This window comes from Chryseobacterium sp. FH2, assembly GCF_001045455.1.
In the GTDB taxonomy this organism is placed as follows: domain Bacteria; phylum Bacteroidota; class Bacteroidia; order Flavobacteriales; family Weeksellaceae; genus Chryseobacterium.
This window is the reverse complement of record NZ_LFNE01000007.1, coordinates 143,428-157,160: the sequence shown is the minus strand read 5'-3', so window position 1 is coordinate 157,160 and position 13,733 is coordinate 143,428. Positions and strand designations below refer to the sequence as shown.

Genomic DNA, 13,733 nt, shown 5'->3' with positions numbered 1-13,733 from the left:
ATTATGCAGAACGAATTATACATAAAAAGATGTATTGAATTAGCTCAAAAGGCACTGGGTAAAACATATCCGAATCCTTTGGTCGGAAGTGTAATTGTTCACCATAATAAAATTATTGGTGAAGGCTATCATCATAAAGCCGGAGAAAATCATGCTGAAATCAATGCTATTAATTCTGTTAAAGATAAAAACCTTATTTCTGAATCCACCATTTATGTTTCTCTGGAACCATGTGCTCATTATGGAAAAACTCCGCCTTGTGCATTAAAAATCAAAGAGGTTGGCTTTAAAAAAGTTGTAATTGGCGCCATGGATTCTCATGATAAAGTGAGCGGAAAAGGCAAAAAAATCATTCAAGATGCAGGAATTGAAGTAGTTTCAGGTATTCTGGAAAAAGAATGTATTGAATTAAACAAGCGATTCTTCACTTATCACGAAAAGAAAAGACCTTATATTATTTTAAAATGGGCAGAATCCGGAAATGGATTCCTAGATAAAGAGTTTAAACCCTACTCCATATCAAATTCTTTGGTAAATCAATTTGTTCATCAGCTGAGAGCTGATGAACATGCTATTTTAGTAGGAACACAAACAGCATTAAATGACAACCCGAGTTTGACAGTAAGAAATGTTGAAGGAGAAAATCCCGTAAGAATTTTAATTGATTTTGATTTAAAAGTTCCGGGTGATTTTAAAATATACAATAAAGAAGCTAAAACTCTAGTTTTTAATTCAATTAAAGATGGAGCCGAAAATAATATTCAATTTATTAAGATTGAAAAAGAAAATTTTCTGTCAGATTTAATGGATACATTATACAAAGAACAAATACAATCGATAATTATTGAAGGTGGAAGTTTTACCTTACAACAATTTATTGATGCTAATCTTTGGGATGAAGCAATTATTATTAGAAATGAAAGTTTGGAGCTGGAGAATGGAACAAAAGCTCCGAAGTTTGATTTCACGCCTAATAAAATCGAAAAATTCAGAGATAATTCCGTCTCTTTCTTTGAGTTAAAAAATTCATAAATATTATTTTTTATCACTTTTATTTGAAATAATTCATTAATTTGGTTATTACTAAACTAAGCCGAAAAAGTTCGGATTAAAGCTCAAATACCAAAACAATTATGAAAAATCTAAGAAAAATTTCTAGAGAAAGCCTAAAAAAATTATCCGGGGAATCAGACCACAGTGTTGTACTTATTACCCGCCAACTTTACAGGCTCAATGTTGTCCCAACCCATCAAGTATGAGTTGCCCTCCTGCTTGGGTAGAAGGAAGTTTCCCTATATCTTGTTAATAATTTTATACAGTATTTCAATTATAAGAGCGGAAACGCTCTTTTTTCTTTATTATTAAATGTAATTTTGTAGAGTCTTAAAACTGTAGCAGGTAAATGTTCGAATACAAAACCATAGAAAAACCCATAGAAAATACTTTATTAAAAGAAAAAGGCAGCAAGTTCATCGGATTTGCTTTTCCTGTGAATAATGAAGATGAACTCAAGAGTGCTCTAGAAAAAATCCGGACAGAACATCCTAAAGCAACACATCATTGTTATGCATTCAGGATAGGTTTGAATGGAGAAAACTATCGAGCAAATGATGATGGTGAACCGTCAGGAAGCGCAGGACTTCCAATTTACAATCAACTTTTAGCTAATGAAGTTACAAACATTTTGGTTATTGTAGTTCGATATTATGGAGGAACAAAGCTAGGCGTTTCCGGCTTGGTAAAAACATATAAAGAATCTGCAAAAATCACTTTAGAAGAAGCCAATATTATAACCAGAGAATTAGAAACGGAAATTGAAATTCAATTCAATTTTAATCAACAAAACATAATATTCACGCTGCTCTCGAAATTTGATGCAAAAGTTTTAAATTTTGATGCAAATGAAAACTGCACATTAACAGCATCATTAAAATTGGCACAAAAAGAAAGCATCTCAGACAAATTGTCCGAGACGCAATATATTTCCTTTGAATTTAAAAACTAATTTCTCCTTCCCCCCATCAATAGAGATGCCCAGTAAAGAAGCTGAGCAAGCGAGCCGATAGCAGCCACAACATAAGTTCTCGCCGCCCATTTTAAACTGTCCTGTACTCCTACATATTCTTCAGGAGTTACAGTACCTGTATCCTTCAGCCATTTCATAGCTCTGTTACTTGCATCATATTCTACCGGAAGCGTTACAAAAGCAAAAACAGTAGTGAACGCAAACATAATAACACCAATTGCTAAAACTAATGTATTTCCGTTTGGATTATCAATAGTTCTTGTAGCTGCCATGATACCGATACCCGCAATAAGAACAAACTGCATCAGATTTGAGCTGATATTGACAATCGGGACTAATTTAGAACGTAATTGTAACATCGAATACCCTACTGCATGCTGCACGGCATGTCCACACTCATGGGCTGCAACAGCTGCTGCCGCCGCGTTTCTCTGCATATAAACCCCCTCTGAAAGATTTACTGTTTTATCTGCCGGATTATAGTGATCAGTTAACTGTCCAGGAACGGAGATTACCTGAACATCATTAATACCGTTATCCCTCAACATCTTTTCAGCCACTTCCTTACCAGACAACCCGTTTCGAAGATGCACCTTAGAATAATATTCAAATTTAGATTTCAATCTTGACGAGACAAACCAGCTCACCAGCATTGAAATACCGATAATAATGTAATAACCAATCATTTTAATAAACTTTAATATATATTTTCAACCTGTATGATGTAAAAATTGTGCCAAAGTATTACAATTTTATTATTTATATTTGTCCCATAATTACCCTTTTAAAGTTATGTCTAAAGTCTCAGTTATTGAAGTAAGAACGCCTGGCGAACTAAAACAATTTGTAAAATTTCCTATGGATTTATACAAAAATAATCCCTATTATGTTCCTTCTTTCATTAAAGATGAGTTTAAAATCTGGAATACTAAAGAAAACCCTGCGTTAAATTATTCAAAATCCAAACAGTTTTTAGCACTGAAAGACAATAAAGTAGTTGGAAGAATTGCGGTAATCATTAATCACAAAGAAGAAAAGGAATTAGGGATAAAAAAGGTTCGTTTTGGATGGATTGATTTTATTGACGATAAAGAAGTTTCTAAAGCATTGATCCAAAAAGCAATTGATTATGCTAAAGAAAACAATATAGACAAAATTGAAGGCCCAATGGGTTTCACTAATCTTGACAAAGCAGGAATGCTTACAATGGGGTTTGACAAATTGGCAACAATGATAGGAATTTACAATCACGCATATTATCCTAAACACCTCGAAGAGCTTGGCTTAACCAAAGAAAAAGAATGGGTAGAGTTTGAAATGAATTTCCCTAAAGTTTTGCCGGAAAAAGTTGAAAAATTCAGTGGGTTGATTGCCCAGAAATACAAACTTAAAGTCTTACATTTTAAATCAAAAGAGGAGATTTTACCTTTCGTAGAACCAATGTTTAAATTACTGGATGAAACTTATAAACACCTTTCAACGTATACTCCTATTTCAGACGAGCAAATAAAGACTTATAAAGAAAAATATTTCCCGTTTATTGATAAAAATTATGTCATTTGTGTAGTTGATGAGAACAATGAATTAATTTCCTTTGCAATCACAATGCCTTCGTATTCAAAAGCTTTACAAAAATCTAAAGGAAAACTATTTCCTTTCGGATGGTGGCATTTTTTACAGGCAAGCAAGAAAAATGACCGGGCTAATTTCTACCTTATCGGAATTCATCCCGAATACCAAAGACGTGGAGTAACAGCAATCATCTTTAAAGAAATTTTTGTACGATTTACAAGTATGGGAATAGATTTTGCCGAAACCAATCCTGAGTTGGAAGAAAATAAAAGCGTGCAGGTTCTTTGGCAGGATTACAACCCCGTAAATCATAAACGAAGAAGAACGTACTCTTTAACTATAAAATGATAATCAAGTTATGAATATATGTTTTGAACCATGAATGAAATCATTTGCAAATCAAAATATTCACAACTTAATTCATAACGAACACCTATAATTTTTTCTTATGAAGCCACACCTGATTATTTTTGCAATTTTAATTGCAGGATATATTGTTTATAATCTTTTTTTCCAAACTGAAGATGATAAAACGAACACTGCATTTAATATAATTTATGCCAGTATTATTTTTGCTTACATTTCATTTATGGGATACTCTCTCCTTAAAAAAATGCGAAAATAAGTGTTATTTTTATTAATTCTAAATTACCGGTTTTCCTCATTTTAATCCCACTTTTAAGCTTATTAATTTCATGCTTTCTTGTTTATTCGCTAAATTTGCAAATTGAGATAATAATGCAAAAATGAATTTACCTGAAAGTTATATTCCAATCCTAATACAAGCAGGTGTTGCGATAGCATTCGTAGCGGTTTCTTTGCTTGGAGCGCATTTTTTAGGTCCAAAACAGAAAAAAGGAAATTCTGTGAAAAACCAAAGCTGGGAATGTGGAGTCCCGGTAGAAGGAAATGCAAGAACACCGTTTTCCATTAAGTACTTTTTGACTGCGGTATTATTCGTATTATTCGATATCGAAATCGTATTTTTTTATCCTTATGCTGTAAACTTCAGAGAATTTGGAATGGAAGGATTCTTGGCAGTACTTATGTTCGTGGCGATTTTCTTCATGGCATTTTTTTATGTATGGAAGCGCGGTGCGTTAGATTGGGATAAATAAAAATTTTAAATTAAAAATTATAAATTTTAGATGATGATTTTAAAGGGAAGTTAACATTAACAACAATTTAGAATCTAATTTAAAATCTAAAATCTACTAAAATGTCAGATAACAAACCAGTAATAAGAACAGATGCACCTGCTCCGGAAGGATTTGAAGGAGAAGGGTTTTTCGCAACGAAACTGAGCAGTGTAATCGGGATGGCTAGAAAGTTCTCACTTTGGCCATTGCCTTTTGCAACCTCTTGTTGTGGTATCGAGTTTATGGCTACCCTGAACCCGACGTATGATGCTTCGAGATTTGGTATGGAAAGAAACTCTTTCTCACCAAGACAGGCAGATATGTTGATGGTTTGCGGAACTATATCTAAAAAATTAGGACCAGTCCTGAAAGAAGTTTACACCCAGATGGCTGAGCCGAAATGGGTGGTTGCTGTTGGAGCTTGTGCTTCCAGCGGTGGTATTTTTGATACCTATTCCGTATTACAGGGAATCGATAAAATTATCCCTGTTGACGTTTACGTTCCGGGATGCCCTCCAAGACCGGAGCAGATTATCGAAGGCGTAATGCAGGTTCAGGCTTTAGCAGAAAGCGAAAGCATCCGAAGAAGGGATATGCCTGAATATCAAAAATTATTAGATTCTTACAACATAAGCAACTAACGGAAATGACAAACGAATTTGTATTAGAAGCAATCACAAGAGAATTTCCGGAGTCTGTAATCGCAAGTTCAGAGCCTTATGGAATGTTGACGATCGAAGTGAAGAAAGAAGATATCAAAAAGATTATTCATTATCTTAAAGATTCATCACTGGAAATCAATTTCCTTACAGACGTTTGTGGAATCCATTACCCGGAATTTCCCGATAAAGAAATTGGAGTAGTTTATCACTTACATAATATGATGACAAACTTCAGGTTACGTCTGAAAATCTTTATGTCCAGAGAAAATATTGAAGTTGATTCTCTTGTGGATTTATACGCAGGAGCCAACTGGATGGAAAGAGAAACTTATGATTTCTTCGGAATTAAATTTAAAGGACATCCTGACTTGAGGCCTATTTTAAATATGGAAGATTTAGGATACCACCCAATGTTGAAGGAATACCGTTTGGAAGATGGCACTAGAACAGACAAGAACGACAGCATGTTCGGAAGATAAAAATAATGCAATAAGCAATAAGTGATAAGCAATGAGCTTAAAGCCTAAAGCCTAGAGCCTAAAGCATTTAAATTATGAAAGATAACTCATTATCTAATATACTTAACCAGTACGAAAGTAAGGAGCAAATTGACGGTCAGCTTTATACCCTCAATCTAGGACCCACTCACCCTGCTACCCACGGGATTTTCCAGAATATCTTGACGATGGATGGAGAAAGAATCCTTCACGCTGAGCAAACAGTGGGATATATCCACAGAGCATTTGAAAAGATTTCCGAAAGAAGGAATTACTCTCAAATCACTACCCTTACAGACCGTATGAATTATTGTTCTGCACCCATCAATAATTTAGGCTGGCACATGACAGTTGAGAAGCTAATTGGAGTTGAAGTTCCCAAGCGTGTAGATTATATGCGTGTAATTTTGATGGAATTAGCAAGAATCGGGGACCACCTTATTTGCAATGGTGTAACCGGAATGGACTCCGGAGCGATTACTGGCCTTACCTATATGTTCATCGAAAGAGAGCGCATTTATGATATGTATGAACAGATTTGTGGAGCGAGAATGACTACAAATATGGGAAGAATCGGAGGTTTTGAAAGAGATTTCACTCCAAAATTCCATGAGCTGATTAAGGATTTTCTAAAAACCTTCCCACCAAGATTTAAAGAATTCTGTACTTTATTGGAGAGAAACAGAATTTTCATGGACAGAACCATCGGAGCAGGAGCAATTTCTGCAGAGAGAGCTTTAAGCTATGGCTTCACAGGTCCAAACTTACGTGCAGCAGGTGTAGATTATGACGTGAGAGTTGCACAGCCTTATTCTTCTTACCAAGATTTCGACTTTATCATTCCTGTAGGAACTGCAGGTGATACTTACGACCGTTTCATGGTTCGCCAGCAGGAAATCTGGGAATCAATCAAAATCATCAAACAAGCATACGAAAATCTTCCTGAAGGGCCATTTCATGCAGATGTTCCTGATTTTTATCTTCCTGAAAAGGCTGATGTTTATCAAAAAATGGAAGCGTTGATTTACCATTTCAAAATTGTAATGGGAGAAACTGATGTGCCAAAAGGTGAAGTTTATCACGCTGTAGAAGGTGGAAACGGAGAATTAGGCTTCTATTTGGTGAGTGATGGCGGAAGAAGCCCTTACCGACTACACTTTAGAAGACCATGTTTTATCTATTATCAAGCATATCCTGAGATGATTACAGGTTCTGTAATTTCTGATGCGATTGTAACGATGTGTAGTATGAATATTATTGCGGGAGAACTAGACGCATAAAAGAAATTATAGATTTTGGATTATAAATTTTAGATTAATCCAGACTACATAAATAAAAATTGAAATTTTTTAGAATTTAAAATCTAAAATTCAAAATTTAAAATTTAAAAAAGTGAGCGAAACAATAGCTTTTAAACCGGAAAGTTTAGCACAGGTACACAAAATTATCGCAAGATATCCTGAAGGAAGACAAAAATCGGCTCTTCTTCCTGTACTTCATTTGGCACAGAAAGAATTCGGAGGATGGTTAGATGTTCCAGTGATGGATTATGTTGCGGAATTATTGAGTATTAAGCCAATTGAAGTATATGAAGTGGCAACTTTCTATACCATGTTCAATATGAAACCGGTGGGTAAATATGTTTTGGAAGTTTGCAGAACGGGGCCTTGTATGGTTTGCGGAAGCGAAAAAATCCTTGATCATATCAGGACTAAGCTGAACATTAAGGATGGAGAAACTACTGAAGATGGTATGTTCACATTAAAGCCGGCTGAATGCCTTGGTGCTTGTGGATATGCGCCGATGATGCAATTAGGGAAATTCTTTCATGAAAATTTAACGATAGAAAAAGTAGACGAAATCCTAGATCTTTGCAGAGAAGGACAAGTTGCTTTGGATTAATTAAAATATACGATGAGTAAAAAACTTTTACTTAAAGATGCACATATAGAAGGTATACGTTACTTCGAAACCTACCGTAAGCAAGGTGGTTACGGAGCTGCTGAAAAAGCCTTAAAAATGACACCTGACGAAATTCTTGAAGAAGTAAAAGCTTCTGGACTTCGTGGACGTGGTGGAGCAGGATTCCCGACCGGGATGAAATGGAGCTTTTTGGCAAAACCGGAAGGTGTTCCAAGACACTTGGTAGTCAATGCTGATGAATCTGAACCTGGGACTTTCAAAGACAGGTATTTGATGGAGTTTCTTCCTCATTTATTGATTGAAGGAATGTTAATTTCATCTTACTGTTTGGGCTCAAATACTTCTTATATCTATATCCGTGGAGAATATTCCTGGATTCCTGATATTTTGGAAGAAGCGATTGAAGAAGCTAAAGCGGCAGGATTTTTAGGTAAAAACATCTTAGGAACCGGTTTCGATTTGGAAATTTATGTTCAGAGAGGCGGCGGAGCCTATATCTGCGGTGAAGAAACAGCATTGCTTGAATCTCTTGAAGGTAAAAGAGGAAATCCAAGATTAAAACCGCCATTCCCTGCTGTAAAAGGGCTTTGGGAAAGACCAACGGTTGTAAATAACGTTGAGTCTATCGCAGCAATAGTTCCAATTATTGATATTACAGGTACTGAATATGCTAAAATCGGAGTTGGGAGATCTACCGGTACAAAATTAATTTCTGCTTGTGGAAACATCAATAAACCGGGAGTATATGAAATTGACATGACAATTACCGTTGAAGAATTCATTTATTCTGACGAATATTGTGGCGGTATTAAAGACGGGAAAAAACTAAAGGCCTGTATTCCTGGAGGTAGCTCTGTTCCGATTGTCCCTGCAAATTTATTATTGAGAACAGTCAACGGAGAACCAAGATATATGAATTACGAATCATTAGCTGATGGTGGTTTTGCTACCGGAACCATGATGGGTTCAGGAGGTTTCATTGTTTTGGATGAAGACCAATGTATTGTAGAACACACCATGACTTTGGCAAGATTTTATAATCACGAAAGTTGTGGACAATGTACTCCTTGCCGTGAAGGAACGGGATGGATGTACAAAATTTTGAAAAAAATTGAGAAAGGAGAAGGTAAAATGGAAGACATTGATCTACTTTGGGATATCCAGAGAAAAATTGAAGGAAATACCATTTGTCCATTGGGTGATGCAGCGGCTTGGCCAGTTGCAGCGGCTATTCGTCACTTCAGAGATGAATTCGAGTGGCACATTAAAAACCCAGAATTGTCTCAGACACAAAATTACGGATTGGCACATTACGCAGATCCAATTCCTGCAGTTGAAAATAATGCTTAGAATGAAAAAGTTATTGGTAATCGGCTTAGTGATGTCGAATTTCGTATTTGCACAAAAAGCTAAAAATGATACCGTACATACTGTATCTATTGAGGAAATTGCAACTCCTGAATACGGACAGAAAAAGATTAAGATAGAGACAACTCCTTCTGGGGAAACCTATCAAAAAGAAGTTAATCCTTTTAAAAAAGGGTCAGTGATGGCGTTTTGGGGATGGAATTTTTCAACATATTCAAACTCGGATATTCACTTTAAAGGTGATGGGTATGATTTTCAGTTGAATAATGTAGTGGCTCACGACAGGCAATCGGCATTTAGATGGAACTTATATTTTAATCCTTCAAAGGTGACGATTCCTCAGGTAAATTATAGAATTACTTATTTCATTAAAGATAATTTAGGAATCACTTTGGGAATGGATCACATGAAATATGTGATGGATCAAAACCAGACAGTAGATTTCCAGGGATATATCAACAATCCTGAATATGCATCTTTAGTGAATAATGGAAAAGTAGACCTAAGTGATTCAAAATTATTGACATTTGAACATACAGACGGGCTTAATTATGTAAATATTGGTGCCCAGAAGTATATAAATATTTATGACAAGAAAAATTTAGATATTTTTTGGAGCTATGGAGGCGGTATCGGAGCATTAATCCCAAAATCTAATGTACAACTGATGGGAAATGAAAGGAGTGACAGATTCCATTTGGCAGGTTTCGGAGCAGATGTGAGAACAGCATTAAGTATAGTAGCATTAAAACATATTGTAGTACAGGTAGAAGGAAAATTCGGGTACATCAATATGCCTGATATCAAAACAACTCTTAACAATAAACCTGATAAAGCTTCACAGGACTTTGTTTATGGAGAAGTAGATTTCGGAATAGGATATACATTTAATACAAGGAAGTATAATTAAAATATAGCTTAAAAGCTTTTAACAGCATAAGCGAAAGCATAGAATATGAGCGAAGAGGTTAAAAAATTCAAAATAACTATAGACGGACAGACTACTGAAGTTTTGCCTGGAACTTCTATTTTGGAAGCTGCCAGACAAATCGGTGGAAAATCTGTACCTCCTGCAATGTGCTATTACAGCAAATTGGAAACCAGTGGAGGTAGATGTAGAACTTGCCTAGTGGAAGTTTCTAAAGGGTCTGAAGCAGATCCTCGTCCTATGCCAAAATTGGTTGCTAGCTGCAGAACAAATGTGATGGATGGTATGGAAGTAAAAAATCTTACTTCTGAAAAAGCTCAGGAAGGTAGAAAAGCTGTCACTGAGTTTTTATTGGTAAATCACCCGCTGGATTGTCCTGTTTGTGATCAGGCCGGAGAATGTCATCTTCAGGATTTGGGTTATGAGCACGGAAATCTTCAGACAAGAACAGAATTCGAAAGAAATACTTACGAAGCAGACGATCTTGGCCCGCATATTAAATTGAATATGAACCGTTGTATTCTGTGTGCAAGATGTGTATTGACAGCAAATCAGTTGACTGAATCCAGAGAACATGGAATTCTTTTCAGAGGAGATCACGCTGAAATTTCTACATATTTAAATAAAGCTTTGGATAATGACTTTATCGGAAATGTAATTGATGTTTGTCCCGTTGGAGCATTAACAGACAGAACAGCTCGTTTTGCAAGCAGAGTTTGGTTTACAAAACCAATGAACGCTACTTGCAAATGTGATAAATGTTCTGGAAAAGCTACGGTTTGGATGAAAGGTGACGAAATCGTAAGAGTTACCGCAAGAAAAGATCAGTGGGGTGAAGTCGAAGAATTCATCTGTGATACTTGTCGTTTCGAAAGAAAAGAACTTTCTAACTGGAATATCGAAGGTCCTAGACATATCGACAGACATTCAGTTATTTCATTGAATCACTATGAAAAGCCTAAAGATGAGCTAAGAGTGTTAGACAATCCGATGGCTAAAGAAATCAGTGAAAAAGACGAAAAATTATAATAAATTATAAATTTTAAATTATAGATTTTAAATGAATTCACAATCTATAATTTAAAATCTAAAATCTAAAATTCAGAATGGATTTACTTACATTTAAACTTATACTTGTACTAGCACTTTTCCTGCTTTCGTTGACGATTGCAGCCTACTCTACCTGGGCAGAAAGAAAAGTTGCCTCTATTATGCAGGATAGAATTGGACCCAACAGAGCCGGGCCTTTCGGATTGCTGCAACCTCTTGCTGACGGTGGAAAGTTCTTCTTTAAAGAAGATTTTACGCCTGCCAATGCAGAAAAATTCCTTTTCGTATTGGGACCGGCTTTGGTAATGTTTATTTCCTTAATCACAGGAGCGGTTATTCCTTGGGGTAAAAGTTTAAATATTGCAGGTACTTCTTTTGATTTACAGGTTGCCAACATTGATGTTGGGGTACTTTTCATCATCGGAATGGCTTCAATTGGTGTTTATGGAATCATGATCGGAGGTTGGGCTTCGAACAACAAATATTCATTATTAGGTGCCATTCGTGCTTCTTCTCAGATGATTTCTTATGAATTGGCAATGGGATTGGCATTACTTTCCATCATTATGATGACGGGAAGTTTAGACTTAAAAGAAATCACTGAAAGTCAAACAGGTGGAAAATTATGGGGAGTTATTCCTTGGGTTTCTGGTATGAACTGGAACATTTTCTATCAACCAATCGCTTTCCTTGTTTTCATTGTAGCTGCTTTAGCAGAAACAAACAGACACCCTTTCGATTTACCTGAGTGTGAGTCTGAACTGGTAACAGGATATTCTACAGAATATTCATCAATGAAGTTAGGTTTGTATATGTTTGGTGAATACGTAAATATGTTTATTTCAAATGCTTTCATGGTTGTTCTTTTCTTCGGTGGTTACAACTACCCTGGAATCGAATGGGTGACTCAACACTGGGGTGAAAATACCGCAGGAATTTTGAGTATTGTAGCATTCTTAACTAAAACGGTAATCGGAATTTTAATCTTCATGTGGATCAGATGGACACTGCCAAGATTTAGATATGATCAATTAATGCACCTGGGATGGAAAACCTTAATCCCGATGGCATTAGTAAACTTATTAATTACAGGAGCTGTAATTTTAGCGTTTGCAAACTAAGAGATAGGAATATTTTTAAATGCTGAATAAAATTTCAGCCTAAAAAAATTAAAATAAATGAAACTTACGAACAGATCAAAAGTTGTTTCTAATAAAGAAATGACCCTTGCTGAAAAAATCTACTTACCTGCGATTTTTACAGGAATGGGGATTACATTTAAGCATGCTGTAAGAACCGTGATGAAAGGTGCTCCCGCAGTATATTCGTATCCGGAGGTACAGAAACCAAGAGCTACAATATGGAGAGGTCAGCACGTTCTGAAAAGAGATGAAGAAGGTAGAGAAAGATGTACAGCTTGCGGACTTTGTGCGGTTGCATGCCCTGCAGAAGCAATTACCATGACTGCTGCTGAAAGAACTAAAGAGGAAAAAGACCTTTACAGAGAAGAAAAATACGCTTCAGTATATGAAATCAATATGCTAAGATGTATTTTCTGCGGCATGTGTGAAGAAGCCTGTCCGAAATCTGCCATTTATCTTACAGACAGATTGGTGGATGTGGAAACTAACAGAGGTTCTTTCATCTATGGAAAAGATAAGTTGGTTGAAAAAATAAATGAAAGGATTGATATCACGACAAGACAATCCGAGAAACAAAAAAATGCGGTAAAATAATGGATCAGTTTTTATTTTTCTTGGTGGCGTTTTTAGCAGTGGCTAGTGCAGTTTATTTTGTATTTGCAAGAAATCCTTTATATGCTATTTTGTCATTAATTGTTACAATGTTTTCAATTGCGGGCATGTACATTCTTCTGAATGCACAATTCCTTGCGATTATCCAGATTATAGTTTACGCCGGCGCTATCATGGTGTTATTCCTTTATATCCTGATGATGCTTAACCTTAATAAACAAGACGAAAGTAAGAAGAACAATACTTTAAAATTTGTCGGAGTTTTTACGGCAGGTCTTTTATTAATTGGAGTTTTAGGCGTATTCAGAGGTGTTCAGCAAAACCAAATCGTTGTTGAAAATGTAGACAAAGGAGTTGGTCTTACGAAAAATCTGGGTAGACTTTTGTTTAATGAATATGTTTTACCGTTTGAGCTTGCATCCATCCTTATTTTGGCAGGTATTGTAGGTGCGGTATTAATCGGTAAAAAAGATTTATAAAATTATGGGAGAAGTAAATACATTTATACAAAGCGTCCCTCTGAATTATTTCATTATTCTTTCTTCAGTATTGTTCTGTTTGGGAGTGTTGGGAGTATTGCTGAGAAAAAACGCTATTGTTATTTTGGGTTGTGTAGAGCTTATGCTAAATTCTGTAAACCTTTTATTGGCTGCTTTTTCAGCGTACAAAGGTAACAGCGACGGACAACTTTTAGTTTTCTTCATTATGGTGGTTGCTGCTGCGGAAGTAGCGGTAGGTTTAGCAATTATTGCTATGCTGTATAGAAATACCCGTTCTGTTGATGTAAGTATATTTAATAAATTAAGAGGATAAG

Annotated in this window: 17 protein-coding genes; 16 read left to right on the top strand and 1 reads right to left on the bottom strand. The window is 35.7% G+C overall.

Annotation, left to right across the window (positions count from 1 at the left end):
- Window positions 1–3: 3 nt before the first annotated feature.
- From ribD to ACM39_RS12450, 3 genes are all read left to right on the top strand, one after another.
- Window positions 4–1,032 carry a bifunctional diaminohydroxyphosphoribosylaminopyrimidine deaminase/5-amino-6-(5-phosphoribosylamino)uracil reductase RibD gene (ribD, locus tag ACM39_RS12455; protein WP_048511372.1) on the top strand — a complete coding sequence of 343 codons (1,029 nt, stop codon included), beginning with the start codon at window positions 4–6 and terminating at the stop codon, window positions 1,030–1,032.
- Window positions 1,033–1,133: 101 nt separating this feature from the next.
- Complete coding sequence (locus tag ACM39_RS19625; protein ID WP_410470249.1) at window positions 1,134–1,259, top strand: bacteriocin-like protein; 126 nt, start codon at window positions 1,134–1,136, stop codon at window positions 1,257–1,259.
- Window positions 1,260–1,402: 143 nt separating this feature from the next.
- Window positions 1,403–2,005 (top strand): IMPACT family protein, encoded by a 603-nt coding sequence (locus ACM39_RS12450; RefSeq protein WP_048511371.1) that lies wholly within the window; start codon window positions 1,403–1,405, stop codon window positions 2,003–2,005.
- Here ACM39_RS12450 and ACM39_RS12445 read toward each other — a convergent pair.
- Window positions 2,002–2,712, bottom strand: coding sequence for a zinc metallopeptidase (locus tag ACM39_RS12445; RefSeq protein ID WP_185097459.1), 711 nt, complete (start codon window positions 2,710–2,712; stop codon window positions 2,002–2,004). The genes ACM39_RS12450 and ACM39_RS12445 overlap by 4 nt on opposite strands.
- A 106-nt stretch (window positions 2,713–2,818) precedes the next feature.
- Between ACM39_RS12445 and ACM39_RS12440 the strand changes: the two genes are divergently transcribed.
- From ACM39_RS12440 to nuoK, 13 genes are all read left to right on the top strand, one after another.
- A complete protein-coding gene (locus tag ACM39_RS12440; protein WP_048511370.1) occupies window positions 2,819–3,946 on the top strand; it encodes a GNAT family N-acetyltransferase in 1,128 nt (375 codons plus the stop codon).
- Window positions 3,947–4,344: 398 nt separating this feature from the next.
- Window positions 4,345–4,716, top strand: coding sequence for an NADH-quinone oxidoreductase subunit A (locus tag ACM39_RS12435; RefSeq protein WP_048511369.1), 372 nt, complete (start codon window positions 4,345–4,347; stop codon window positions 4,714–4,716).
- A gap of 101 nt (window positions 4,717–4,817) precedes the next feature.
- Window positions 4,818–5,378, top strand: coding sequence for an NADH-quinone oxidoreductase subunit B (locus ACM39_RS12430; protein WP_047397471.1), 561 nt, complete (start codon window positions 4,818–4,820; stop codon window positions 5,376–5,378).
- Between the two features lie 5 nt (window positions 5,379–5,383).
- The gene (locus tag ACM39_RS12425; protein ID WP_048511368.1) at window positions 5,384–5,878 is read left to right on the top strand and encodes an NADH-quinone oxidoreductase subunit C; all 495 of its coding nucleotides are present in this window, start codon (window positions 5,384–5,386) and stop codon (window positions 5,876–5,878) included.
- Window positions 5,879–5,952: 74 nt separating this feature from the next.
- On the top strand, window positions 5,953–7,176 hold the full coding sequence (gene nuoD, locus ACM39_RS12420; protein ID WP_048511367.1) for an NADH dehydrogenase (quinone) subunit D: 1,224 nt from the start codon (window positions 5,953–5,955) through the stop codon (window positions 7,174–7,176).
- 112 nt (window positions 7,177–7,288) lie between these two features.
- Window positions 7,289–7,798: a complex I 24 kDa subunit family protein gene (gene nuoE, locus ACM39_RS12415; RefSeq protein WP_048511366.1), complete on the top strand. Its 510-nt coding sequence runs from the start codon at window positions 7,289–7,291 to the stop codon at window positions 7,796–7,798.
- Window positions 7,799–7,810: 12 nt separating this feature from the next.
- Window positions 7,811–9,169 (top strand): NADH-quinone oxidoreductase subunit NuoF, encoded by a 1,359-nt coding sequence (gene nuoF / locus ACM39_RS12410; RefSeq protein ID WP_048511365.1) that lies wholly within the window; start codon window positions 7,811–7,813, stop codon window positions 9,167–9,169.
- Between the two features lies 1 nt (window position 9,170).
- On the top strand, window positions 9,171–10,097 hold the full coding sequence (locus ACM39_RS12405; protein WP_053073325.1) for a hypothetical protein: 927 nt from the start codon (window positions 9,171–9,173) through the stop codon (window positions 10,095–10,097).
- Between the two features lie 45 nt (window positions 10,098–10,142).
- A complete protein-coding gene (locus tag ACM39_RS12400; protein ID WP_048511364.1) occupies window positions 10,143–11,144 on the top strand; it encodes a 2Fe-2S iron-sulfur cluster-binding protein in 1,002 nt (333 codons plus the stop codon).
- A gap of 77 nt (window positions 11,145–11,221) precedes the next feature.
- Window positions 11,222–12,286, top strand: a complete 1,065-nt coding sequence (nuoH, locus tag ACM39_RS12395) for an NADH-quinone oxidoreductase subunit NuoH (protein WP_048511363.1) — start codon at window positions 11,222–11,224, stop codon at window positions 12,284–12,286.
- 57 nt (window positions 12,287–12,343) lie between these two features.
- The gene (locus ACM39_RS12390) at window positions 12,344–12,901 is read left to right on the top strand and encodes a NuoI/complex I 23 kDa subunit family protein (protein ID WP_048511362.1); all 558 of its coding nucleotides are present in this window, start codon (window positions 12,344–12,346) and stop codon (window positions 12,899–12,901) included.
- Window positions 12,901–13,398, top strand: a complete 498-nt coding sequence (locus tag ACM39_RS12385) for an NADH-quinone oxidoreductase subunit J (RefSeq protein ID WP_048511361.1) — start codon at window positions 12,901–12,903, stop codon at window positions 13,396–13,398. The genes ACM39_RS12390 and ACM39_RS12385 overlap by 1 nt, the downstream gene beginning before the upstream one ends.
- 4 nt (window positions 13,399–13,402) lie before the next feature.
- Window positions 13,403–13,732, top strand: coding sequence for an NADH-quinone oxidoreductase subunit NuoK (nuoK, locus tag ACM39_RS12380; protein WP_034686496.1), 330 nt, complete (start codon window positions 13,403–13,405; stop codon window positions 13,730–13,732).
- The last annotated feature ends 1 nt before the right edge of the window (window position 13,733 follow it).